This is a genomic window from Paenibacillus xylanilyticus, assembly GCF_013359935.1.
GTDB classification, from domain to species: Bacteria; Bacillota; Bacilli; order Paenibacillales; family Paenibacillaceae; genus Paenibacillus; species Paenibacillus xylanilyticus.
This window is the reverse complement of the sequence record NZ_JABMCB010000202.1, coordinates 518,604-543,572: the sequence shown is the minus strand read 5'-3', so window position 1 is coordinate 543,572 and position 24,969 is coordinate 518,604. Positions and strand designations below refer to the sequence as shown.

The 24,969-nt window shown below is 45.4% G+C and carries 19 protein-coding genes; 13 read left to right on the top strand and 6 right to left on the bottom strand.

Annotation, left to right across the window (positions count from 1 at the left end):
- Positions 1-87: 87 nt before the first annotated feature.
- The 3 genes from HP552_RS29030 to HP552_RS29020 form a co-directional block, all read right to left on the bottom strand.
- A complete protein-coding gene (locus HP552_RS29030; RefSeq protein WP_175398827.1) occupies positions 88-1,692 on the bottom strand; it encodes a type 2 periplasmic-binding domain-containing protein in 1,605 nt (534 codons plus the stop codon).
- A 403-nt stretch (positions 1,693-2,095) separates the two neighbouring features.
- Entirely contained in the window at positions 2,096-2,497 is a 402-nt protein-coding gene (locus tag HP552_RS29025; RefSeq protein ID WP_175398826.1) for a VOC family protein, read from the bottom strand.
- 195 nt (positions 2,498-2,692) lie between these two features.
- Positions 2,693-3,238 (bottom strand): TetR/AcrR family transcriptional regulator, encoded by a 546-nt coding sequence (locus HP552_RS29020; protein WP_175398825.1) that lies wholly within the window; start codon positions 3,236-3,238, stop codon positions 2,693-2,695.
- Positions 3,239-3,594: 356 nt separating this feature from the next.
- Here HP552_RS29020 and HP552_RS29015 point away from each other — a divergent pair, with 356 nt between their 5' ends.
- From HP552_RS29015 to HP552_RS29005, 3 genes are all read left to right on the top strand, one after another.
- Positions 3,595-4,767 carry an MFS transporter gene (locus HP552_RS29015; RefSeq protein ID WP_175398824.1) on the top strand — a complete coding sequence of 391 codons (1,173 nt, stop codon included), beginning with the start codon at positions 3,595-3,597 and terminating at the stop codon, positions 4,765-4,767.
- A 132-nt stretch (positions 4,768-4,899) separates the two neighbouring features.
- Positions 4,900-5,376, top strand: coding sequence for an NUDIX hydrolase (locus HP552_RS29010; protein ID WP_175398823.1), 477 nt, complete (start codon positions 4,900-4,902; stop codon positions 5,374-5,376).
- Between the two features lie 51 nt (positions 5,377-5,427).
- A complete protein-coding gene (locus HP552_RS29005; RefSeq protein ID WP_175398822.1) occupies positions 5,428-5,877 on the top strand; it encodes a DUF1569 domain-containing protein in 450 nt (149 codons plus the stop codon).
- Between the two features lie 231 nt (positions 5,878-6,108).
- On the opposite strand, the gene HP552_RS29000 is transcribed toward HP552_RS29005, so the two are convergent.
- Positions 6,109-7,020 (bottom strand): AraC family transcriptional regulator, encoded by a 912-nt coding sequence (locus tag HP552_RS29000; RefSeq protein ID WP_175398821.1) that lies wholly within the window; start codon positions 7,018-7,020, stop codon positions 6,109-6,111.
- A 201-nt stretch (positions 7,021-7,221) separates the two neighbouring features.
- Between HP552_RS29000 and HP552_RS28995 the strand changes: the two genes are divergently transcribed.
- Positions 7,222-8,202: an aldo/keto reductase gene (locus HP552_RS28995; RefSeq protein WP_175398820.1), complete on the top strand. Its 981-nt coding sequence runs from the start codon at positions 7,222-7,224 to the stop codon at positions 8,200-8,202.
- A 346-nt stretch (positions 8,203-8,548) separates the two neighbouring features.
- On the opposite strand, the gene HP552_RS28990 is transcribed toward HP552_RS28995, so the two are convergent.
- On the bottom strand, positions 8,549-9,394 hold the full coding sequence (locus tag HP552_RS28990; RefSeq protein WP_175398819.1) for a helix-turn-helix transcriptional regulator: 846 nt from the start codon (positions 9,392-9,394) through the stop codon (positions 8,549-8,551).
- A gap of 141 nt (positions 9,395-9,535) precedes the next feature.
- Between HP552_RS28990 and HP552_RS28985 the strand changes: the two genes are divergently transcribed.
- The 8 genes from HP552_RS28985 to HP552_RS28950 all read left to right on the top strand — a co-directional run bounded on the left by HP552_RS28985 (position 9,536) and on the right by HP552_RS28950 (position 20,499).
- On the top strand, positions 9,536-11,479 hold the full coding sequence (locus HP552_RS28985; protein WP_175398818.1) for a glycoside hydrolase family 127 protein: 1,944 nt from the start codon (positions 9,536-9,538) through the stop codon (positions 11,477-11,479).
- A gap of 159 nt (positions 11,480-11,638) precedes the next feature.
- A complete protein-coding gene (locus HP552_RS28980; protein WP_175398817.1) occupies positions 11,639-13,399 on the top strand; it encodes a sensor histidine kinase in 1,761 nt (586 codons plus the stop codon).
- The gene (locus tag HP552_RS28975; RefSeq protein WP_175398816.1) at positions 13,396-14,526 is read left to right on the top strand and encodes a response regulator; all 1,131 of its coding nucleotides are present in this window, start codon (positions 13,396-13,398) and stop codon (positions 14,524-14,526) included. The genes HP552_RS28980 and HP552_RS28975 overlap by 4 nt, the downstream gene beginning before the upstream one ends.
- Before the next feature lie 180 nt (positions 14,527-14,706).
- On the top strand, positions 14,707-16,389 hold the full coding sequence (locus HP552_RS28970) for an extracellular solute-binding protein (RefSeq protein ID WP_175399149.1): 1,683 nt from the start codon (positions 14,707-14,709) through the stop codon (positions 16,387-16,389).
- Between the two features lie 81 nt (positions 16,390-16,470).
- Positions 16,471-17,361 carry an ABC transporter permease gene (locus HP552_RS28965; RefSeq protein ID WP_175398815.1) on the top strand — a complete coding sequence of 297 codons (891 nt, stop codon included), beginning with the start codon at positions 16,471-16,473 and terminating at the stop codon, positions 17,359-17,361.
- Positions 17,362-17,383: 22 nt separating this feature from the next.
- The gene (locus tag HP552_RS28960) at positions 17,384-18,268 is read left to right on the top strand and encodes a carbohydrate ABC transporter permease (protein ID WP_175398814.1); all 885 of its coding nucleotides are present in this window, start codon (positions 17,384-17,386) and stop codon (positions 18,266-18,268) included.
- A 268-nt stretch (positions 18,269-18,536) separates the two neighbouring features.
- A complete protein-coding gene (locus HP552_RS28955; RefSeq protein WP_175398813.1) occupies positions 18,537-19,292 on the top strand; it encodes a class I SAM-dependent methyltransferase in 756 nt (251 codons plus the stop codon).
- Between the two features lie 76 nt (positions 19,293-19,368).
- The gene (locus HP552_RS28950; RefSeq protein ID WP_175398812.1) at positions 19,369-20,499 is read left to right on the top strand and encodes a GntR family transcriptional regulator; all 1,131 of its coding nucleotides are present in this window, start codon (positions 19,369-19,371) and stop codon (positions 20,497-20,499) included.
- Positions 20,500-20,562: 63 nt separating this feature from the next.
- Here the strand turns inward: HP552_RS28950 and HP552_RS28945 are convergent, their stop codons facing one another.
- Entirely contained in the window at positions 20,563-23,046 is a 2,484-nt protein-coding gene (locus tag HP552_RS28945; protein WP_175398811.1) for a family 43 glycosylhydrolase, read from the bottom strand.
- A 488-nt stretch (positions 23,047-23,534) separates the two neighbouring features.
- On the opposite strand from HP552_RS28945, the gene HP552_RS28940 reads away from it, so the two are divergent.
- On the top strand, positions 23,535-24,833 hold the full coding sequence (locus HP552_RS28940) for an NCS2 family permease (RefSeq protein ID WP_175398810.1): 1,299 nt from the start codon (positions 23,535-23,537) through the stop codon (positions 24,831-24,833).
- Positions 24,834-24,969 lie beyond the last annotated feature (136 nt).

Below are 24,969 nucleotides of genomic sequence, written 5' to 3'. Positions count from 1 at the left end.
CATATTCCTCCGTTCTTGACGAGATCAAGTTGTAACCGCTACCAACAAGAGATGAGAACATCCCATCCCTTATTGGCAATTGTCTTATTATTTTCCGTATGCGTCATTGACTGCCTGGGTCGCGTCATCCCCTCCGGCTGCTCGCCAATTCTGGACAACAACATCGAAATAATCGATACTTTCGCTACCCATAATGATTTTGGTGAAACCCTCAGTCAGGATATCATCCAGCGTTGTGCCGTAGCTCGACAATGCTTCAGGTGAAACTCCCCATAGAGCCGTCTTTGTGTAGTTCCCGCTGTCGAGCACTTTCTTCGCAAGACCGTAAGCATTCTTTGGTGCCCCTTGTTGCAAATAATCACCGACTGCTCCCGGTGTTGCGTTCTTCATAAACTCAACACTGTTGTTATATTTCTGCCACATTCCCGAAGTTGTGAGTCCACTGGTATCCTTGGATTCAAGGGCTGCGGATACAGCCTCAAACTGCTCGTAGTCGGAATTCGGATTAAGTACACGGAACGCTCCTACAACATGGGCAATATCGTTGTCCAGCAGGGCGGATAACGTTTCTTTGGATTCCTTGCCATTGCCTTCATCCACGATATAAGCATAGTCGTTCAAAATTTTAATCACTTCTTGAGGATTCTTGAATCCCTTTTTCATGACAATATAATTGTTGTTGGCGAAGAAAATGGATTGTTTCGCTTCCTTTCCATCGACGGTAGGGATGATATACGGATAAAAGATCGCGTCCTTACCCAGATTGGCTATCGTATCGACACCCGGATTATATCCCCACCACTGGTAGTAAGGCTGCATCCCCACTTTGCCGGCTACGATATCAGCGTTCATTGCATTAAAATCTTTGATTGCAAATTCCGGATCAATGATGCCTCGCTTGTACCATTCCGACCATTCAGCCAGCGCATTCTTCATCTCAGGCTGGACTGAGCCGTAAACCAGTTTTCCACTGTTATCCTCGATCCACATATCCGGATGTGCATTCCATGCAATGGCGAGCAGGTTCAGATAATCCAGCGTTTGATCTACCGCGATACCGTAACCGCCGTGTTTTTCCATGAATTTCAGTGCGATGTTCTTGATGTCTTCCACGGATTTCGGATCCTGGAGACCTAGTTCTTCTTTCCAATCGTTCCGAATCCAGATGAAGTCTGGTTGTTCAATTAATCCCCAGTGCATCTGAGGTATCCCGTACAGCTTACCTTCCTTCTTTCCAGACTCGTAACTGTCCGCATCTGCTTCCATGTAACCTTTGAGTCGATCTGAAGCGTGCTGTTCAAAGACTTCCGTAAGGTCCATCACCATATCCGCTTCCACCAACTGCCTCAATTGTGAGGGGTTAACCCTGAACACGTCGGGAAGATCGTTCGATGCTATAGCCAAATTTAATTTGGTATCGTACTCATCGCTTACCCAGTCTGTTTTGACATCGATATTAAACTTCTCTTTGTATCGCTTAATCCAGACATTGTTTGTGATATCGTCTCCTTGTGGATATTTTGCAGAAGTGTATTCTGACGTTACCGTGTGAATGGTTGTTGTTCCACCCTCGTTGGTGTCCGAATCCGTATTTGTCGGACTTTGCTCGGTGCTGCTCCCGTTCGTACAGGCTGCGAGTAATAAGGTCGACATACATAAAGACAACATTAAGTTTTTCGTTTTCTTTTTCATAGTGCTTCCCCCTTTTTCGCGATAGTTACTAATGACTTGCTTGAAAATATTGTAAAGGAGAAAAGGAACACGTGATATAAAAGTTATTGACGAGAAGCAGCAAGTTTTTTTACTTTCGATTTCAATGAGGAGAGATGATAAGAGAGGATCGTGCACTTATTTGACTTTTGACAAATCTTTTTTTTACATCGCAAATGAGGACTGATCAACTCATTCCAATATAAGTACGTTAGCTTTTTGGAAAATCTAAAATATTAGTACACTCGAGAAATATACGGATGAATAATGGAAGGAGGGGGAAGAGGATACATCTGCTGCAATTCGTGACCAAAGTAAAGGCGTGGCTATTTATGGAGGTGTAAAAAACGCCGGTAACCTTTAACAGGTGAGCGGCGTTATCATATTAGCTTGGCGGCATTCGGCTCTCATCCATGTACAGCAGATTCCAGCGGTGACCGTCCAGGTCGGCAAATCCAGCGCCGTACATCCAGCCGTCAATTTCACTCGGCTTGCCAAAGATGCTTCCTCCGGCAAACTCTACTTTTTGAATAAAGGCATCTACTTCTTCTCTGCTTTCAGCACCAATAGAAAATATTACTTCTGCGCTATGGGAAGTATCTGCGGTTTTTGAACCTGTAAATTTCTCAAACGCGGCATCCGGGAACAGCAGAATCGTTGTTTGGCCTATGGCAAGCTTGGCTCTCTCGTTACCAACACTCACCGCATGGAATCCGATCTCATTGAAAAAGGCAGTTGACCTCTTAACATCCTTGACCGGCAGGTTAATCCAGATTTCCTGTGACATGGCTCTAGCCTCCTGGAATATATTCTCAACAACTCCAACTATACTACTTCTGGTAGCAGAAGCGAATCATATAAATGAAACCGATACTAATCTTCATTTAGCTTAGGGCAAGATCGTGTAACTAGGAGTTGAGATCAATACAATCTCAGCTTTCAAAAATGATGAACTTACTTTCATAATGCGCAGTTAAACACACTATGACAGGTTTTTCTCTAACATCATCCCTACTTGTTCTTCCATAACACGCGGTGGGTAGGGCATTCCATTCATAAACCACCATTCTACAAGCCCTACATATGCAGGTGCAAAAAATTGCACAAGGATATCCTCGTTTAATCCACTTTCTTTTCCTTCGTTCATATCCCATCCATTGCGTATATCCTCGATAACAAACTCAAGGAATCGGCTACGGAAGAATGGAGCTCCTTTACTAGCCAGCATGACCGAAAAGAATGAATATTTTTCAGCAAAGTATTCAAACCAACTATAATCGCCTTCTGAAGCAGAAGATTCAGATTCACAAATCTCTCTTAGTTCATTGATGTGCTCTTCAATGAGTTTATCCAACAAGTCAAATTTATCTTTGTAGTGATGGTAGACTGTTTTGCGATCAACGTTTGCTCTGTCGGAGATATTCTGAACCGTTATTTGATCGAAATCCTTTTTTTCTATCATCAATTCAATAACAGCCTTTTTTATGGCTTCTTGAGTTTTGAGTATACGTCGATCCACTTTACGCATTCGAACGACACCAACTTCCAATATAATAATCCACAGTTCATTTGTTTCTGTTACTTATTCCGCAAAAGCGATCCATTTGGCCATTGCAGGAAGTTCATACAAATAGAATAATACACATGTGGGGAATAATCCATTGTTGTGGAGTTTTTTGATAACCCAGTCCAAAGCTAAATTAACGAAATACGAGACAAGTTCTTAAAACACATAAGTTGCAGCCACAGCATGGCTAGGATTAGGAGGATAAAAAATGGAAAAAGTAATTTGTTTGTAAAATGGCGTGGCAATGTTAAATATGATATTTAACTCTTTAAAAAAAGGAAGATCTTTAATTACAAAAAGTTAGGGGATAAAATGTTGTGATTCAACGGAATAATTTGCTTATATATATCTTGATGATTGGTGTATTTGGTATTCTAACAACGGAAATGGGCATCGTTGGGATCCTGCCTTCGGTTGCTGAGCAATTTGATATCAGTGTATCCAGAGCAAGTTTGCTTGTCAGTCTCTTTGCACTTGCTGTCGCAATATCAGGTCCCATTTTGCCGCTATTATTTTCAGGAATTAATCGTAAAGTAGTCATGCTGCTCGTACTTGGAATCTTCATTATAAGTAATATTGTCTCTTATTTTGCTGCCAACTTTACCATTTTGCTCATTGCCCGCATCATCCCAGCTTTTTTTCACCCAGTGTATTGTTCAATGGCTTTGACGGTTGCTGCTGGTTCGGTCAGACAAGAAGATGCGCCAAAGGCTGTTTCTAAAGTGATTTTGGGAGTAACTGCAGGTATGATACTCGGTGTACCCATTACAAATTATATTGCGAGTGGAACATCCATAGAAAAAGCCATGCTTTTCTTTGCTATTGTTAATGCTATTGCATTTATAGCCACTATTATATTTGTGCCATCTATGCCTGTTAAAGAAAGACAGTCTTATGGATCTCAAATAAGCGTGTTAAAAAAACCGATGATCTGGTTGGCAATTCTCTCCGTCTTATTTATCGGATCAGCTATTGCAAGTGTGAACAGTTTCAGTACAGAATACCTTGGAACCGTAACGAATTTGACAGGTACAACTTTAACTTTTGCGTTATTCTTATTAGGTTTAGCAAGCTTAGTAGGAAATCTAGCTGGGGGAAGATTACTTACTAAAAATGCGATGAAGACAGCATTACTTTTTCCGATCGCATTGGGAATCTCACTTGCATTATCGTTCTTTACAGGGAAATCAACGGTTCTCATGTTAATTACAATTATGCTTTGGGGGTTATTCTTTGCTATAGGAAATAATGTGGCACAATATTGGATTACTTCTGCGGCTCCGGAAGCCCCTGATTTTGCGAATGGTTTATTTTTATCATGTAGTAACTTTGGGATAACGATAGGAACAGCAGTAGGAGGATTGTTTATATCAGGGATGGGTACTCCATACATAGTTGTAGGAGGAATCTTATTCTTGTTATTGAGTTGGATATCTATATTGCTAAGAAAGTACATGTTTAATTCAAAAAAACATCAACAAGTTAGCTGATTAGTAAGTATCTACGCATTGAATGGAGCAGTTGCCGGTTGGCAGCTGCTCCATTTTTAGTAAGCTAATGGCAGGATTGTTTAGGGACCGCGTGGAATAAATATACATCTTTCCGAATGAGGAGGTCGTGTAGTGGCGTTTCCGACACATATTGTATCAGCAGGTGGAATTGTAGAAGATGGAAATGGAAATATCCTATTAGTAAAAGCTCATGACGATGGTTGGGTGTATCCTGGTGGCATCACTGAAGTTGGAGAAAATCTGATGGATGGCGTGATTCGTGAGGTCAAAGAGGAAAGTGGAATAGACGCCACGGTTAGCCATTTAATTAGTGTTGTTTCGAATACAGCGATACATAAGTGGTATGACGGTGTGACCGATGTTCCTACGAAGGTCATGTTTGACTTCGTTTGCAAGGCTGTGGGTGGTGAGTTAGCTATTTCTGATGAAACGAGCGAATGTAGGTGGGTTCCAAAGGAACAAGTTCTGGATTGGATTACATTACCCGCCATCCGATTACGTTATGAAGCTTATTTGAACTTTAACGGCAATGTGAATTATATGGAGTACGTCACTGGGACAATGTCAGAATGTAATGTCAAACTTTAAAGGCAAGTTTAATTGCACGAGGGCTGTAACTGTAAGGAGGTCTTTGTCCAAGTGAATACTATTTTTGATCTATCACATGCCAAAGGGATTTTAATGCGCATCGATCAATTAGCCCAAGACTCCCAACCACAATGGGGGCGTATGGATGTTGCTCAAATGCTAGCTCATTGCACTTCGTTCCATGATGTAGCAACGGGAAAATCCCATTCCTCAAGAAGTTGGTTAGGAATGTTCATAGGAAAGTTTGTAAAACCCATTTTATATAACGACAAACCAATTCCTCGCAATATGTCTACCATTCCAACCATAATGATTGTGGACAAGAGAGAGTTTGAAGTAGAAAAAGAAAAACTAAAAGAAAATATAATGACATTACAACGTAATGGTCCTAAGACTTGTGCAAATCAACGACATCCTTTTTTCGGAGTACTTACTTCCGAGGAATGGGGCAAAGGGATTTACAAGCACTTGGACCATCATTTAAAACAATTTGGCGTGTAGTTTTAGTCAAACTAACTGGTAACGTTTATTCAATATCAAGTTCTAGTACTCGGACAGCTGCTGCTGCGAAATACAAGAACATGAGCCCATTGAGAGTCGCTATCTAGCGACTTTTTGCTTTTTGTTTAATCGGTACAAGTTATTCTAACCCTAATCTTCGCTATAACCGACTGCATGGAAGTATTCAGTTTCGATACGGTTATCATCCGAATCTTCGAAGCTCATTTAAATTTAAATCTTTCCCTCTCTCAATCGGTGAATATCTGCTCTGGGGGATAAACCAAATAAGCGGGAATATTCCCGGCTGAATTGAGATTGACTTTCATAGCCCACGCTGATTGCGGCGTTAGCTACATCGGTTGACTCGGTTATTAACAGTCGTCTGGCTTCCTGTAATCTCAATTGTTTTTGAAACTGAACCGGACTCATAGCCGTTACCTCTTTAAAATGCCGATGAAGCGAAGCTGCACTCATGCTCGCTATTTCAGCCAGCTCCTCAATTCGAAAGGGATCTTTATACGTTTCAATAATATGTTCAATTACTTTTCGTATTCGAACGGAATTGCTGCCTTCTAACGCCATTTGTTCGAGTGCTTCCCCATGTGGACCTTGCAGAATCCAGTAAAGTATTTCTTTCTTAATTAATGGAGCAAGTACTGGAATATGTTCTGCATGGTTTAGCAAAAAAGCTAATCGGTAAACGGCATCCAGCAAAGGTGGTTCAACGTGTCCTATAAACATCGCACGTTTTGCATTTTTTTGGGGCCCAGGTTGAAGAGCAGCGTGATTTAGAACCTCTAAGACATCACTGGGTGAAAATTCAAGTTTGAGTGCCAAATAAGGAGATTCAGGTGTTGCTTTGATAACTTGACCAGTCACGGGTAATTCAACAGACGCAACAATGTAATCGTTAGGCCCGTATCTATAGCATTCTTCACCCAACCAAACCTCTTTTTCGCCTTGAATGATAATGCAAAAGGAGGTTTCGTTAACTCTAGCTACGGGTTCGCTAATCATGGATTCACGGATCAGAAATAAGGATGGAATAGGTGTAGGATGAACACCATCCTGATTTATGTAATGCTCAATAACTTTACTTAGTTCGTGCTCTTGGCTAAACTTCTCAGCAGTGAACTCAGGCATGTCCGCTTCTCCTTTACTCTTTCTTTTGCAAGTTTTCATTTTACTTGATTACTGAGGACAATGTAAGTGATTTGAGAGGATTAGGCACAAACTTGATATGAATGTGGGTAGGGTTTGCTTAACATTTATGACATAATCAAATTTATAATGATCCATTCAAGAGGGAAATATGTAAATACATGAAAGGGAGGAATAAATAAAATGGAATACGTTAAATTAGGTCATACAGGATTGGATGTATCCAGGTTTTGTCTTGGTTGCATGGGTTTTGGTGATCCAAAGAAGTGGATACATCAATGGGTACTTGATGAAGAAAAGAGCCGGCCAATTATTAAAAAAGCCCTTGATCTAGGAATCAATTTTTTTGACACCGCTAATGTCTATTCGATGGGGACCAGTGAAGAAATTATTGGTAGAGCCTTAAAGGATTATGCCAATCGTGATGAAATTGTGCTTGCTACCAAGCTACATGGCCGTATGCACCAAGGTCCAAATGGTGCCGGTCTTTCAAGAAAAGCAATCATGAGTGAAATCGATAAAAGTCTAAAGAGGCTTGGCACAGATTACGTAGATCTGTATATTATCCACCGCTGGGATTACAATACTCCCATTGAAGAAACGATGGAAGCGTTACATGATGTTGTGAAGGCCGGAAAAGCAAGATACATTGGTGCTTCCGCGATGTATGCTTGGCAATTCCAAAAGGCACTGTACGCAGCGGACAAAAACGGATGGACTAAGTTTGTATCCATGCAGAATCATTTGAATCTGATGTACCGTGAAGAAGAGCGTGAAATGTTACCACTGTGTAAGGAAGAGGGAATTGGAGTAACCCCATATAGTCCACTTGCATCAGGAAGATTAACACGTGATTGGTCGGAAACAACGCTTCGTTCAGAAACGGATCAAATCCAGAAATCCAAATATGATGCGACTGCAGATGCAGATCGATTGATTGTCGAACGAGTTGCAGCCCTCGCAGAAAAACATGGTGTCCCACGAATCCATATCGCACTTGCCTGGTTGCTGCAGAAAGAAACCGTCTCATCTCCGATTATTGGGGCCACAAAAATATCTCATCTAGAAGGTGCCATAGGAGCTTTAAATATGAAGTTAACAGCTGAAGAAATTGAGAGCTTGGAGGAGCCTTACGTACCACACTCGATCGTTGGACATGCGTAATTGAAGAATCTACAGTTACGAAGAATGAGATGGAAGTTCGTAGGGTGATCTTCTTTTGTCCACCAAAATTTTATAAAGTGGGGAAAAAATATGCCTTACATTGTTGAATTAATCTTATCTGTATTGATTTTGATTGGAATTTATTTTTTAGTAGCTAGTATACTTGAAAATCCTCGAATGGGTAGTTACGTTGAACATCGGCATAAGCAATTCGAGAAGAATCTCTACGGAGATCAAGATTGAGGAAGCATGCTTTAACAAACAAGAATGCGAATTAAAATTCGTTCATGCATTAAAAGAAGAGCGATTCAACCGGTCCACTGTGCCGAATGAATTCGCTCTTTTTTTATTTCATATATTGCCTGCGAAATTGCAATGGAGAAAGGCCGAATTCGCGTTTGAAGCAGGACGAGAAATAGGGGGAGTGACGAAAACCCACTTCCTCGGCGACCCGGTCAATGGACCAATCGGTGGTGACCAGGAAGCGTTTGGCCCGCTCCAGCCGGTACTGCTGCAGGTAATCCGATGGCGTGCAGCCGTACCTCGCTTTCATGCAGCGAACGATATAATTCGGATGAAAATGCAGGGCAGACGCAATCGAATCATTGGTGATTTTCTCCCGATAGTTGGCCTGAAGGTATACCGCAGTCCGCTCGGCTAGTCGGGAAGCCACGGAATCCGTTCGCCCGAAGCTTCCTTCTTCAAGCAAGCCAAGCAATTCTCCAAGCAAATGCTGCTCCTGCCAAAAGGAAAGGGCTGGAGGCTGGGCCAACAGCTGTTCCACCATGCCAAACACCGTCCATGAGTCAGGCAAATGCATATACTTCGGTAATCTCAGGGTGTAAGGGTTAATGAATGGCCTGGTTGAATAAAGCGATGGATTGTTCTCCGTTTTCTCTTCCGGAAAAACATCCCGTCTGGGGGCATGTTCGAAGTGCACCCAGTAAAAAACGGTATCCTGATCGCAGGGCTGGAGAGGATAATGTTCCGCATCAGGCAGCAAGAGCAGCATGTCCCCTTTTGTTAGCGTCCAAGCCGATCCATTCTCCCCAATGTGCATCTCGCCACGAACCAGTATCAGTAAATCATACGCCCCGATATTGCTGCGGTGGGGATGTTGATCCCCTATTTTGTATTCCGTTCGGCCCGATCCCAGATAATAGGGCAGCGGGGGGATCCGAAGTTCAATCATGGTGTCTTCCACCAGAACATTCACGCCCCTTCGCCTGTGTTAAATTTTATAGAAATTGGTTCATTCCATCGCTATTAAGTCCCTAGCACCAAGCATATAATTGAGTTCGTAAAGAGTCAATTTATATAGGAGGTACGGTAGATGCAGACAACACAGGTTCACATCCGGGACAAATTTTGGGAGGATTATTCCGAGCTGGTTCGTCGAACGGTCATTCCCTATCAATGGGAAGCGCTGAACGATCGCATCGCAGGGGCAGAACCGAGCTATGCCATACGCAATTTCCGGATCGCTGCCGGATTGGAACAGGGCGAATTCGGGGGCTGGGTGTTTCAGGACAGCGATTTATATAAATGGTTGGAAGCGGTTGCTTATTCACTGAGAAACCAGCCGGATCCCGAATTGGAGAACATCGCTGACGGAGCGATCGATCTGATTGGTCAGGCTCAGCATGATAATGGGTACATAAACACCTATTTCACGATCAAGGAGCCGGGCAATGAGTGGACCAACTTGTATGAGGCCCACGAATTATACTGTGCCGGGCATCTGATTGAAGCTGCGGTGGCTTACGCCGAAGCGACGGGCAAACATAAGATAATGGACATTGCATGCCGCTTTGCCGACTTGATCGATACTCTTTTCGGCACGGGGGAGAACCAGAAGCGGGCATATTGCGGGCACCAGGAGATTGAACTGGCACTCGTCAAGCTGTATCATGCAACCGGGGAGGAACGTTACCTAAATCTGAGCCGATATTTCATCGATGAGCGTGGCAGCAGCCCGAGTTATTTCACCCAGGAATGGGAACGGCGCGGCAGAACGGGCATCTGGTCGCAAGGTTCACCCAATCTGGAGATGTACCAATCGCATCTTCCGGTGCGTGAACAAACGGCTGCGGTCGGACACTCCGTACGTGCCGTATACATGTATACGGCCATGGCCGATCTCGCCCGCTTGACCAATGATGCAAGCTTGAGGGCGGCGTGTGAACGGCTGTGGGCCAATACGACCCGCAAACAGATGTACATTACGGGCGGCGTCGGAGCAACACATCTGGGCGAGGCGTTCACCTTTGACTATGATCTTCCCAATGATGCGGTGTACGCGGAGACATGTGCATCCATCGGACTCATCTTCTGGGCACGCCGGATGCTTCGCCTGGAAGCGAAAAGCGAATATGCGGATGTGATGGAACGCGCGCTGTACAACAACGTGCTTGGCAGCATGTCCAAGGACGGCAAACATTTTTTCTACGTCAATCCGCTTGAAGTATGGCCGGAGGCCAGCAAACGCAATCCGGACAAGCACCATGTGAAACCGATCCGCCAGAAGTGGTTTGGCTGTTCCTGCTGCCCGCCGAACGTGGCCCGTTTGCTCAGCTCGCTGAACGATTATATCTATGATGTGTCTGCGGAAGGGAACACGGTTCACGTTCATTTGTACATTGGCAGCACAGTGCAGTTTACATCACTTGAAGGCCAGGAAGTCACGCTGAGTCAGCGCTCCGAACTCCCATGGAACGGCAAAGTTGACTTCAACGTCTCGCTAGCTCCAGGAAACGCCAACGGTGCTGCCTTCACGCTCGCGCTGCGGGTCCCCAACTGGTTCCAGAGCGGGCAGCCTGTTCTGCGTGTGAATGGTGTAGTGCAGGAGGTTACGGTGAATAACGGTTATGCACATATCAACCGACTCTGGTCGGAAGGAGATACATTGGAGTGGCTGCTGCCACTGGAAACGAAGCTGATTGAAGCTCATCCGCAAATCCGGGCCGATGCCGGCAAGGCAGCCATTCAGCGCGGACCACTTGTTTATTGCGTGGAAGAGGCGGATAACAGAGCACCACTTGCCTCGTTATACATTGCCGAGACAGCCCATTTGACGGAGCGGGAAGCCCCACATCTGCTCGGCGGTTGCGTTGTGGTGGAGGGTGACGGGTTGGTCGCGGACGGATCCGCATGGCCGGAGGATCAGCCGTACCAGCCGATCCGCAAGACTCGTAATCCGGTACGCTTCACGGCCATCCCTTATTATTTATGGGGCAACCGCGAACCGGGTGAAATGAGCGTATGGCTGCGTAACTAAGGCGGGAATCATCGAATCGAACCCAACATTGCAAGGCATTGCATGGCAAATGAACATAACGCGTGGTTTCGAGACTGGCAGGTCAGGAGGTCCCTGGTGTACTACCGGGGGCCTTCCGCTATGCCCTGCATGTTGAAACCCGGAAGCGGAGATGAATGCATGAACACAGACCATGTACGAAAGTCCCGTATGGAACGAATCACGCTGAAAAATCGAATTCTTCTGCTTTTTGCGGTCGTAGCCCTCATTCCTTTCCTTTTATCCTGCTACCTATCCTACCGTACGATCAATTCCATTCTGACGACCAAACTGCAATCCGGCATCCAAAGCAATCTGAAACAGGTGACATTGTCCCTGGAAAACACACTCAGCAACCTGAACCATGCCTCCCAGCAACTTGCCTTCGAAGGAAGCATCGGCAAACAGCTGGAACAGCTCATGATTGCGGATCAACCCTATGACCGCAGCTATTTGACCGACCAGATCAAATACCAGCTAAACCTGATTGCGTTTACCAATCCCAATATCGGGTTGTCCATGTACTATTTTCGTGAAGACGGTACTTATCTTTTTGAAACGATGGGGGTGAAGGATTCATTCGATCCGGAGAAACTGCCCATCATGGCCAGTTATTACGGAATTACGTATTTCGGACCCCATATCAGCAACGACAGGTTTAACGATCAATACGTTCTTTCAGCGCTGCGAAAGGTGGATCTGCCTGAACGTGAGGATGCCTATGTGTACATTGAATCCGGGTTTAAGCTAACGCAAAGCATCCTTGACTTGGACGATGTCAGCAAAAACACGGCTCATCTCATTTTGGATAACCATGGGCGAGTCTCTTACAGCGAGTTAGGAGATATGTTTCCTGAAAACACGACTTTTCCTGATTCTGGACATTCTGCGGTTGCCGCAGCAACTTCGGGCCTCACCTCAGATTATTACTGGTACAGGCAGTACAGTAACCAGGGATGGAGTGTGGTATCACTTGTTTCCAAAGCGGATTATGACCAGGAGAAAAACCGGTGGATGATGCAGATGTTTCTGTTAACCGTGTTGTTTGCTGCAGTCAGCCTGGCGATCGGCTGGTTGCTGTGGAAAATGGTATATCGGCCATTGTCCCAATTTCATCGGGAGATGAAGCAGATGCTTGACAGCAATTTCGACGTGGTGGATGCAAACTCCCGCATACCAGAGTTTGAAATGCTGCTGACGCAGTTCGGGCGGATGAAATCTCACATTGCAAGGTTATATTCCGAGGTTGAGATTAAAGAGAAGCGCAGGGCGGATCTGGAAATCGAAAAGCTGCTCTACCAAATCAACCCGCATTTCCTGATGAATACGCTGGATACCGCACATTGGCTAGCTGTCATGAATGGACAGGAGGAGATTGACCGGCTCGTAACTTCGCTGAACAAGTTGCTGTATTACAATTTGCGTAAAGGCGGCCAGAGCTCTACTATCCGTGAGGAGATGGATTCGCTCAGGCAGTATCTCATCCTGCAGCAGATTCGCTATAATTTTCAATTCGATGTTCGCATACACATCGATGACGAACTGCTTAATGTATCGGTGCCGAGGTTCATTCTGCAGCCGCTGGTTGAAAACTCCCTTTACCATGGGCTGGACGACAAGGGAAGGATTGAAGTGGAGGTAAGCAGGCACAACAGCCGGCTTGAAATCTCGATCAGGGACAATGGCAGAGGCATCTCGGAAGAAAAGATCAAAGAGCTGCTGGAACAAGAACAGGCCGAACGTCATCGGGTTGGAATGGGGATCGGCATGAATTATGTCAAGCGTATGCTGGAGTCTTATTATGAAGGTCATGCCACCCTGAACGTATCCAGCGAACCGGGAAAAGGAACCTGGATTGTCATACAACTGCCTATTCAATGCAAAGGGGAGGAATTATCATGATTAATGTGCTGATCGTCGATGACGATCAACTTGTACGCAAAGGACTCATGCTCGCGATGCCGTGGGATGCATTTGAAATGAAAGTCATTGGCGAAGCGGGGAATGGTGAGAGAGCGCTTGAATTTTTATCAGAGAACCGCGTGGATTTATTGATTACAGATCTGGCCATGCCTGTCATGTCAGGAATTGAGCTAATCCGTATCGCACGCAAGCAATACCCGGAATTGCCGATTGCTGTCCTTACGCTGCATCAGGATTTCGAATACATTCAGGAAGCGCTGCGTTTGGGCGCCATTGACTACATTGCCAAAGTACAGCTGGAGAAAGAACGGTTCGAGGAAGTGCTTGGCCGCATCCATGATCGTATTCTGACCGAAAGGCGAAAACGTTTAAATGACGATACCGTATCAGAATCCGATAAGGACGCGTTGTTTTATGGGGGGGCCGACACAGGTACACAAATACTGAACGAATCGATCTGCGAGTGTGAGCAGAGCGGATCGACATGCGTTGAAAAGGGAGAGGGGAGTCTAAAGGACAAGTTGCACTCCTTTCGCTGGGTTCATGATGAACGATATATGAATGAACTGCTGCAAGAACTGAGGACCATGAGATTGCCCGTACCCCGATTGATGCAGTTGCTATACGGCGTTACGGTAGACTGGAACCGAACATTCAAAAACATCGTCCAAACGGAAATGACCACGCCCGTTCATTTTGCGTCATGGCAAGACGTGGTGGAATGGATGGCGAACTTTCGTGCAGAAGCGCTTGTATTATCGGGCGGCCAGTACCTTCGCAAGGAGGTGAGCAGCAGCATTTTAACCGCAGTCAAAATGGTTCATGACGAGCTGCAGAAACCGTTATTTGCCAGCGATGTCTCGAAGCGGGTCAATCTCAGCCGCAGTTATTTCAATCAATGCTTCAAGGAAATGGTCGGTTATTCTTTTAATGAATATCTTCGCAAAGTCCGGATTGACAAGGCACGGGACTATCTGACCCAAACGGCCAAACCGATTGTCTGGATTGCGGAGCATACGGGTTATGCAGACGAAAAGTACTTTAGCCGGATGTTCCGGGAACAGGTAGGCATGCTGCCAAGTGAGTACCGTAATGCACCACGATGAGGGTAGACGGATGGAGTTCAGGGGTGATGAATGGATTGTAAGCGTTATCAAAATCGGACGTTTGACCGCCTGTTTCTCGTTCGCCCCTCTATCCATAAACGTTTTCCGGCCGTGTTATATTGTTGGTGCTGGACGCTAATGACATTCCATTAAAGGGGGAGCATCCATTTGAGCAAAAAAATGGTCATGGTGGCGATGATGCTGTTACTCACATTCACGAGCGCCTGCAGCAGCGCAGGCAGCAAGGAGAACGGAACGGCGGGAAACAATACCACGCCTGGCGTTGCTGAAGAAGGGCCGGCGGATCCGTTCGGCAAATATGATCAGGCGATTACCCTAACGTATGGTAAAGAAGTCGATCCAACGGACAAAAGTTTGCCTGCCGGAGATACGCCGGAGAATAACCAGTATTCGCGTTATGTGAAGGACAATCTGAACATCGATACCAAGGTAACCTGGCAGGCGGCCACCGGAACGAACTATGAGCAGAAAGTAAATCTGGCGATTTCAAGTAACGATTTGCCCGATGCGCTCGTGGTCAAGGATACCCAATTGCGGGCGATGGTGAAGGCTGGGCAGCTGGAGGATCTAACCGATGCATTTAATCGATATGCTTCTCCGGCCATGAAGAGTTATATGGAAAAAACGAACGGTGTATCGGCTGAGGCGGTAACATTTGACGGGAAAATGTATGCTATCCCTAGTATACAAGTACACTCCGACGGTGTTCACCAAATGTGGATACGTAAGGACTGGCTCGACAAGCTGGGACTTGAGCCGCCAAAAACAATGGAAGATCTGGAGAACGTTGCGAAAGCATTCGTGGAACAGGACCCGGATGGCAACGGCCAGAACGATACGATCGGTATTGCCGGACAACAGAACGGCGGCCGGTTATACGCCAATTTTTTGGAATCGACGAACAACACATATGGACTTGATCCGATCTTTGGAGCGTACAAAGCTTATCCTGGGTACTGGTTAAAAGACGATTCAGGCAGCCCTGTCTACGGCTCCATTCTGCCCGAAACGAAGGAGGCGCTCGCCAAACTGCGGGACATGTATGCTAATGGACTAATCGACAAGGAACTTGGCATACGCAAAAGTGCGTCCGAGCCGGTAGTCAATGGTAACGCAGGTATCTTCTTCGCTCCGTGGTGGATGGGATATGGACCACTGCCGGATGCGATCAAAAACAATCCTGAAGCCAACTGGCAAGCATATCTGCTGCCGCTGGATGCCGAAGGACAATTTAACGCTCACATGGGAGCGCCTTCTACCGTATTCGTCGTCGTTCGCAAAGGATATGAGCATCCCGAAGCCGTTATCAAAATGCTGAACCTGCTCATTCGGGACGAATCGAAATTCGATATCTCCGTGCCTGTAGGACATTATCCGCTGCGTGTTCCGATGTCCTATATGGATGAGAGCGAATATTCGGCAAAAGCGCTGCAGGAAGTGCTCGTTGGCTCCAAAAAACCTGAAGACTTTACCGATCCGGGCTACAAATTGCTTGCGGCAGATATCCAAAATGTCAAAAAGGTAAAGAAAGAGCCGTATGACAATATGGACATCCAGTACTGGGATCCTCAGGCAGACCTTGGCGTATGGAGCCGCATCTATTCGCTATTGGTCGGATCATCGTCCTTGCAGCAGGATTACAACAAGGTATATAGCCTTCTATACTCCCAGACTCGCACGATGGAAAGCCGCTGGTCGAACCTGAAGAAGCTGGAGGATGAAACCTTCCTGAAGATCATTATGGGAGCTGCCCCTTTGGATACATTCGATACGTTCGTCAGCGACTGGAAAAAGCAAGGCGGGGACAGAATTACCGAGGAAGTCAAGGAGTATGTCAAGTAGACAGCCGTCCAGAGCGCCGGATTCATCCGGCGCTTCTTCTGGAAAGAATCAGGATGGGAGATTGCAAGGGAGGAACACCGGATGCGAAACCGAAGTTTCATCAAACATTATTACATCATGTTGTTGCCCGGAATGGTGTGGCTGCTGTTCATCAGCATCATTCCCATGTTCGGGATTGCCATCGCCTTTCAGGACTTTAACCCGGGCCAGGGCATCTGGAAATCGACCTGGATCGGGCTCGAAAACTTCGAATATATGTTTAGCCTGAACGATACCAAAACCATTTTCTTTAATACGGTGTACATTGCTGTCATGAAAATTGCGGGCAATCTGATCGTGCCGTTGATCTTTGCAATTATGCTCAATGAATTGCGTCTCATGGTGGTCAAGCGTTGGGTTCAAACAATCGTATACCTTCCGCACTTTTTGTCTTGGGTTATTCTGTCCGGCATATTGCTCGATGTGTTTTCGTATACGGGTCCTGTCAATGGACTACTCAACTTGCTGGGGATTGAACCGGTGTTGTTCTTTGCTCGTGCAGACCTGTTCCCGTTTATTGTTGTAGGCAGTGATGTATGGAAGGAATTTGGTTTCAACACGATCATCTATCTGGCAGCGCTGACGGGCATCAGCCCATCTCTTTACGAAGCTGCATCGATTGACGGTGCAACCCGGATGCGCAGAATCTGGCACGTGACTTTACCAGGCTTGCGAACTACGATTGTGCTCTTGGCCGTGCTAAGTTTGGGAAACGTGCTCAACGCAGGCTTTGATCAAATTTTCAATCTGTACAATCCGCTGCTGTACTCGACGGGTGACATTATCGATACCTGGGTATATCGCGAAGGTCTGCTGAACATGCAGTACGGACTTGCAACCGCGGTTGGGCTGCTGAAATCGGTGGTCAGTTTCGTGCTCATCATTGTCTCATACCTGCTTGCTTCGAAGTTCGCCAATTACCGCATATTCTGACAATGAGAAGGAGTCGAGCGAGATGATAAGAGAAACGACGCTGCGATCCAGAGTATTTGATGTCACGCTGCTGGTCGTGCTGCTCCTGATCGCGTTCCTGTGCATTTTGCCTCTCTGGTATACGCTGGCCGTGTCTTTAAGCGAAAAATCGGCTGCTGCTGCGGGGAAAGTATGGTTATGGCCCGTTGGCTTCAACTTCAATTCATACCAGCAAATTATCGGAGACCGTTCCTTTTTCAATTCCTTCTGGATTTCCATTCAGCGGGTTGTGCTTGGTGCGACAATCACGTTTATCGTGACGACAATGATGGCTTATCCCCTCTCCAGAAGCCCGCGCGAATTTCGCATGCGCAACGTGTTTATGTGGATTCTCGTGTTCACACTGCTGTTCAACGGTGGGTTGATTCCCTGGTATATGACCGTAAAGGCCATCGGGCTTTATGATACCATTTGGGCGCTCGTTCTTGGCGGGGGAGTGCCGGTATTTAACGTCATTCTGATCGTGAACTATTTCCGCAATTTGCCCAAGGAGCTCGACGAGGCTGCGCTCGTGGACGGGGCCGGGCCGTGGAGAATGTTGATCACCATTTATGTGCCGCTGGCCGTGCCCGTGCTGGCTACTGTAACGTTGTTCACCATCGTGTACCATTGGAACGAGTTCTTTCATGGTCTGGTGCTGACTTCAGGGCAGGATCATTATCCACTGCAAACGTTAATCCAGCAATTTGTCGTGGTCATCGACGCGTCCAACATGACGGAAGACCAATATAAGCGGATGAATGAGTTGTCCAATCAAACACTTAATGCAGCGAAAATTTTCATCGCCATGCTTCCTGTCTTGATTGTATATCCATTCCTGCAGCGCTTTTTCATCCACGGGATTACACTCGGCTCGGTGAAGGAGTAGTTGCTTGGTTCATGATGCAATACGTGTTTATTGCAGTGTTCCCTGGTCGGCGCATTTCTGTCAAATTGATAATCCTGTATGAAGATGGGGCTGCGTGTTCCATTTTCTTGCAGGATTTTTGCACGCTTCGATATGTAGGAGACGATATAACTCCTTCGAGAGTAGTTTTTGTATTGTACAAAATAGGAAATTAAAGTCGCAAAGCTTCTCTTTATTTTAATGGAATTCATCTGTATCATTTGATTAAAATCAGATGGGAGAGGACGAAATGAAAAATACAGAAAAGTTTTCGAACCGGGTCGATTCCTATTTGAAATACCGCCCGAGCTATCCGGAAGAGGCAGTTCAATATTTGTACGACTTCGTTGGATTGCGTTCGAATAGTAAAATATCAGACATCGGTTCAGGTACAGGGATTTTTTCCAAGCTGCTTCTGGAACACGGCAGCAATGTGATTGCGGTTGAGCCCAATCGGGCCATGCGGGCAGCCGCAGAGCAAAGGTTAGAAAGCTATCCAAAGTATCAAAGTATTACAGGTTCTGCAGAATCTACTGGGTTACCTGATCAGTCGGTGGAGTTTATAGTATGCGCACAGGCTTTTCATTGGTTTGATCGTTTAGCAGCGCAGACCGAGTTCCGCAGAATTCTACAGCTGGGTGGGAGAGTGATACTCATCTGGAATTCCCGTATTACAACGGGTACTCCATTTCGTGAACAGTACAATCAGTTGCTTCATACATACGGAATCGATTACGAAAAAGTCAATCATAAAAATATTTCCCGGAAGATGCTTCTGTCTTTTTTTAAGGAAGGTTCGATGCAAGAAGTGCGATTCAGAATGAGTCAGGAATTCGATTTCGAGGGCTTGAGAGGACGGTTGCTATCATCTTCCTACAGTCCTGTACCCGGGCATCCAAATTACAATCCGATGATGACAGAACTGCGAAATCTTTTTGATCGGAATCATCAAGATGGTATTGTTCCATTCGATTATGAAACGGAGATATTTTGGGGAGAAGTATAGTTTGATTTGATGGTCTTTGTGACCAACTAGTTGTCCGAAGGATAGAACACATAGTATAGTAAAAGTGGTGATTTTCATGAAAAATATACCATTATACAAGCAAATTCAGCATGTAATAAAACATCAAATTACGCTCGGAAATCTGCGTTCAGGAGACCGGATTCCTTCGGAAAAAGAATTGGCGGAACAGTTCCATGTCAGCTTAATAACGACCAAAAATGCTATGGCGGGGCTAGCTGAGGAGGGCGTGGTTGTCCGCATAAAAGGAAAAGGGACTTTCGTTGCTGGCCAAGCCTCGTTTAAGCTGCGCATACCGATTGAAACATACCAACAAACAGACGAGAGCCCTGAGATGCTTCATATCCCGTTTTCTTCAAAACCAAAAGAAATGATAGGTATTATTATCCCGTCCATGCGAACCAAAGTGGAGCAGCGTCTGCTCGATTCGATTGAAAACGCTGTCAATGAAAACGGATATACGCTGGTTATTCGTGTTACGAGAGGTAGTTCAGTTAAAGAACTCCAGGCAATTGAAGAGCTTTGTGCGTTGGGAGTTAGGGGATTAGTGCTGTTTTCCATTGGAAGTGAACATGAACGGCATACGGTTGACCGAGCTTCAGAACTGGGGTGTCCGTATGTATTAATTGACCGTTATTATTCGGACAAACCAAACGTAAGCGTATGCTCTAATAATATAGAGGGGGCGCATAAAGCGGTAACAAATCTGGTTAAGCAAGGGTTTCGACAGTTTGCTTTAGTTACCCCGCCCAAAGAGCACAGCGTTGTGATCGAACGCATTGCAGGCTTTGAACAAGCGGTGGCGAAAGCACGCTTACCACAAGAGGACATCATATGTCTCACGATGCCCTATGAAATTTTTAATGAAGAGATTCAAAATAGAGAACAGATCCTAGACAAGTGGGTCAGTCAATACTATGGTCAATTTACAGCTTTGGTGGCTGTTGACGTTGAACTAGCCCGTTTGGCTCATTATTCGTTAATCCGTACCATTGGCAAGGAGAGAGCAAAACGCATAGCAATCGTAACGTTCGATGATCCTGGGATCGCTGGTATTGCCTATGTTCAACAGAACGAGAAGATGATTGGTATACAGGCTGTCACCTTGCTATTGGATCAGATGCATCACGGCATACGAACTCCCAAAAAACTCTTTGTGCCAATGGAGTGGATTCCATCATCATCATAACAACCGAAAAAGTAAAAGAAGGTGATTCGACAATACATACTGCCGAATCCCTTCTTCTTATCATTATGGGGTTATACGGAAATTGTCGAAACGTGTATGATTATTCATGGTTCGCAGGCCAACCTTGCCGTGCGTGAATGGATTCATGCTATTATCCTTGTACGTGATCTTTGGTGTGTTCATATCGTCAACATACACCTTAATTGTCGTACCGGAGGTCACTACCTTCATATGCTGCCAGGTACCTGAAGCAATGGAGAGGGGGGCCGAAGCGAGCTCCTTGTAGCCGTAGTTCATTTTGCCCAGGTAGACACCATTTGACTTAATGAATGCATAGTAACCTTGTACATAATCCGGATTATTCGCGAGCACTTTACCATTGGAGGGGTTATTGACCCGCACCATAATTCCCGAATCTCCACTAGTATCAATAAGTTTAATGTCTGACTCAACCGTATAGTCAGCCCAAGTATCTTTGCCAATAGTGCTCTTGGCGAACATGCCGCTGCCTGCAGAATCTAGCTCACCATCAATGACGGACCAGTTTCCTTCGAATCGAGTCCAACCACTGTCATTGCCATCATTAAAATCATCAAACAGGCCTGTCACAGACTCACTGGGTGTAAATGTCATATCGCTGAAATCAAATTCGCCTTTCACAAACTCGAACCGCAGTTCATGATTGCCAGCAGTCAAATACAGACCCTTCTTGCTGGCCGTTGTCGAGTTCTCCCACTCACCTGAACTAGATACACTTACAACACCTGTTAGATCCGTTGTTTCGTTCCAAACCCGGAAGCTTGCATCGTTAAACGTCGTGGCTAGTCGAACATCCAAATCATAGTATCCGGTTTCCGCTACATTAACACGATACTTAAGCCATTCACCAGTCTGATTCCAGCCAACAACATTTTTGCCTTCAGCCGCAGAGCTGCGAATATCAACTGCGTCGTTCCTGTAGGCACCTCCAAGATTAACTGGTGAAAGATCATGATAAGCGGTTCCTTCATTTCCAGTCATATAATGAACGGCTTCAATCTTACCCGGCAAGGGCTTATACGAATTCCAGGCACTGCTACCGTTTACTTTATTGCTAAATGCCGTATATCCAAAATCAGCGTGCACATCTGTAGTTGTGTAACCGATTTTACCGCCTTTTAGTCCATCAATTGTTCGAGTCTGCTTCTTCATCCCGTCCACATAGACAGTAAAGGAAGAACCAGCCTTCTCTACGCGGATTTGATGCCATTTGGAATAATCGTAACCCGTTGGAAGCGATGCATATTGCCAGCCTTGACTCACGCCCTCTACGACGTAATTTGTCTCCAAACGATTCTTATTACGATTCAGTACCGCGACGCCGTAAGAGTTCTCATTGGTGTAGGAGAAGACAGCACCATATACTGGGTTTTCACTACTACCCTGTTTCATTTGTTTTGTGTTGAACTCGGCCGTATAATCGCTGGCACTATTAACTGCCGTGACCTGACGGTAAGTTGATGCAGTACCAATGGTATCCTGCCACATTAGCTCTTGATTGTAAATTCCCCATGTGCCGCCCCCTACATTCGTCCAATTGCTGCCGAGCGATGTCCTGTTAAAGCGATCCTCAAAATCCGGCATTTCCGGATTTGGCTGTGATTCGGTTGTAGGTCCCTGCACAAGAAGCTTATCGCCATTCCAAACGATCCGATCCATATTCATTTTACGTCCCGGGTAGGTTGTATTCCCATCAGAAGCATGACTATGGTATACGATATAATCTGAATCAAGATCAGGCCCTTTGATGATTGAATTGTGACCAAGTCCGACATTAGAGCCTTCGGTATTAATAAGTACTGGATTCATGTCCGCAGCCGGCTTGAAACCAACTGTTGGGCTGCTCCCCGTTGCATAATCGACACGGTAGGCAGTGCTCCAGACATGGTTGCCCGTGTAAGTCATGTAGTATTTTCCATCTCGTTTGAAAGTGGTTGATCCTTCTGTCCAACCAGCCATGGATAATCCGGTTGAGAGAGGAGCCCCGAATGTGGTTGGGCTTGTCATCGGACGTGCCGCAATTGTATTTGAACCGGTGGAGTAGAAGTACCATTTACCGTCATCGTCGATGAAGACATTGCCGTCAATGCCCATACCCAGGTTGCCTGTTTGAAGTGTGAAGGGGCCAGTGGGGCTGGGACTGGAAAGTACGTAGTGACCACCGCCTCCCGGGGAGGTGTACATATAGAATTGACCGTTCCAATATACAACTTCGGGGGCATACGCCGCCTTGGTCACGGCCTCCGTTGAACATAAACCGCGATATGTCCAGTCAACCAGATTTGTGGATGACCATACTTTCACACCTACCGAGTCATCTACTGTGCTGACATACAGGTAGTAGGTCCCATTGAACTTCAAAATATATGGGTCACCTTCACCATAAAAATCGCTATTCGACCAATGCCAAGAGTTTGATAAATTAAACGGATTATTGTAGGCATACATATTCGAGGGCATCAGAAAGCATAAGGCTGCACTTAAAAAAAGAATTCTCCATTTTTTCATATTGCAACTCCTTTATTATTAAATATCTGTAAATATAATCATTTCAAAATAGAGAGAGACACCTCCTGAATTCGAAATGTGAGCGCTTTCTATAATGGAGTATAACAAAGGAACGCTCGGATTCTTATAACCAATTAGATATAATTTTTAAGGATCTTTATGCGTTGGCACGATATCTAAAGTAACTACGATCATTCCAAAAAACGAATGAATAATATATGTAATATCTATATAGTTCGTAAATAACTGTGAACAAATCGTTAGTTCGTTGACAATGGATGTTATATTTATTAGAATACGAAATGACATCAGGTTAAAAACAGATATGAACATCCTTATTGTTGGTTTGGAAGCTTACAATTATAGAGCTGTTAAATCCTAATGAATGACGAATATAGGAGCGATAATATTACAATCCTATATGAAGATTAGGATTTTTTTGTTTTTAGCTTTGGAGCATAATATGAAGGTTGGAGGCTGGCTTTATCATGGACAATTGGTTCAAATTAAAAGAAAGAGGCACGAGCGTTTCCACGGAAATCATCGCAGGGATCACGACGTTCTTCACGATGGTATACATAGTGATCGTTAACCCAGGAATACTTAGCAGTACCGGAATGGACTTCAATGGAGTATTCATTGCTACGGTGCTGGCAAGTATTGTGGCGACACTGATTATGGGATTATGGTCTAATTATCCAATCGTCCTGGCGCCTGGGATGGGCCTGAATGCTTTCTTTGCCTATAGCGTGGTTGGCGGTTATGGTGTGTCTTGGCAGGTTGCACTGGGAGCGGTATTTATCGCAGGGCTTTTGTTTATTATTTTATCGCTTACTTCATTCCGTTACATGCTGCTTGATGCAATTCCTTCGAGTCTTAAACACGCGATAACAGCGGGGATCGGATTGTTTATTACAACGGTAGGCCTGCAAAATTCCGGGATAATTGCCGATTCAGAATCGAATTTGATTACCCTCGGGAACCTGGCAGAGCCAATGACTTATCTGACCATTATCGGACTGATTATCACGGTTGTGCTAATGGCCTACAATGTAAAAGGTTATCTGTTCATCGGAATGGTGATTACAGCGATACTTGCCTGGATCATGGGACTGTTTCAAATGCCGGAAACCATTGTATCCATGCCGCAAGGCATTACGACAACGGCTTTCCAACTGGATCTGGCAGGCGTATTCTCTAATGGGCTGTATACGATCATATTTACTTTCCTGCTGATCACCCTGTTTGATACGACAGGAACGATGCTCGGAGTAGCTGAACAAGCGGGACTGCTCAAAGATGGTAAATTTCCGCGTTCACGCGGTGCGCTGCTCGCGGATGCGGTAGGGACAACTTCTGGGGCACTGTTGGGAACAAGCCCTACCTCGGCATATATCGAGTCCAGCACAGGGGTAGCTGCAGGCGGAAGAACAGGACTGACAGCGGTAACGGTAAGTGTGCTGCTCGCTCTTACTTTGTTCTTTACACCGATCGTGAGTGTGATATCAGGTATTCCGGCGATCACTTCTCCGGCACTGATCATTGTTGGCTACTTTATGATCAATGTCATCAACAAAATCAATTGGAAGGATCTCGAAGAAGCGTTTCCTGCCTTCCTGATCATCATACTTACTCCGTTGACGCACAGTATTGCGACAGGCATCGGCGTAGGGTTCATTTTCTATCCGGTACTTAAGCTGCTTCGCGGAAAAGGCAAGGATGTTCATCCGATATTCTACATTTTTGCAGTATTGTTCTTCATCCAGCTTGTGTTCCTAGACCACTAATACACTGCACTGCCTAACAAAAAAAGGAGAACTGCTTGGATACGGGCAGTTCTCCTTTTTTCGGAGCCATGAAATTCACAACATGGAATATGGCGAGCAGATGGCTTCTTTAATGAATGATCATTTTCAAATGCAA

What these genes read in the sequence shown, in the direction of transcription:
- HP552_RS29030 (WP_175398827.1), bottom strand. Translation starts at nt 1,692, where the DNA reads ATGAAAAAGAAAACGAAAAACTTAATGTTGTCTTTATGTATGTCGACC.
- HP552_RS29025 (WP_175398826.1), bottom strand. Translation starts at nt 2,497, where the DNA reads ATGTCACAGGAAATCTGGATTAACCTGCCGGTCAAGGATGTTAAGAGG.
- HP552_RS29020 (WP_175398825.1), bottom strand. Translation starts at nt 3,238, where the DNA reads ATGCGTAAAGTGGATCGACGTATACTCAAAACTCAAGAAGCCATAAAA.
- HP552_RS29000 (WP_175398821.1), bottom strand. Translation starts at nt 7,020, where the DNA reads ATGCCTGAGTTCACTGCTGAGAAGTTTAGCCAAGAGCACGAACTAAGT.
- HP552_RS28995 (WP_175398820.1), top strand. Translation starts at nt 7,222, where the DNA reads ATGGAATACGTTAAATTAGGTCATACAGGATTGGATGTATCCAGGTTT.
- HP552_RS28990 (WP_175398819.1), bottom strand. Translation starts at nt 9,394, where the DNA reads ATGATTGAACTTCGGATCCCCCCGCTGCCCTATTATCTGGGATCGGGC.
- HP552_RS28985 (WP_175398818.1), top strand. Translation starts at nt 9,536, where the DNA reads ATGCAGACAACACAGGTTCACATCCGGGACAAATTTTGGGAGGATTAT.
- HP552_RS28980 (WP_175398817.1), top strand. Translation starts at nt 11,639, where the DNA reads ATGAACACAGACCATGTACGAAAGTCCCGTATGGAACGAATCACGCTG.
- HP552_RS28975 (WP_175398816.1), top strand. Translation starts at nt 13,396, where the DNA reads ATGATTAATGTGCTGATCGTCGATGACGATCAACTTGTACGCAAAGGA.
- HP552_RS28970 (WP_175399149.1), top strand. Translation starts at nt 14,707, where the DNA reads ATGGTCATGGTGGCGATGATGCTGTTACTCACATTCACGAGCGCCTGC.
- HP552_RS28965 (WP_175398815.1), top strand. Translation starts at nt 16,471, where the DNA reads ATGCGAAACCGAAGTTTCATCAAACATTATTACATCATGTTGTTGCCC.
- HP552_RS28960 (WP_175398814.1), top strand. Translation starts at nt 17,384, where the DNA reads ATGATAAGAGAAACGACGCTGCGATCCAGAGTATTTGATGTCACGCTG.
- HP552_RS28955 (WP_175398813.1), top strand. Translation starts at nt 18,537, where the DNA reads ATGAAAAATACAGAAAAGTTTTCGAACCGGGTCGATTCCTATTTGAAA.
- HP552_RS28950 (WP_175398812.1), top strand. Translation starts at nt 19,369, where the DNA reads ATGAAAAATATACCATTATACAAGCAAATTCAGCATGTAATAAAACAT.
- HP552_RS28945 (WP_175398811.1), bottom strand. Translation starts at nt 23,046, where the DNA reads ATGAAAAAATGGAGAATTCTTTTTTTAAGTGCAGCCTTATGCTTTCTG.
- HP552_RS28940 (WP_175398810.1), top strand. Translation starts at nt 23,535, where the DNA reads ATGGACAATTGGTTCAAATTAAAAGAAAGAGGCACGAGCGTTTCCACG.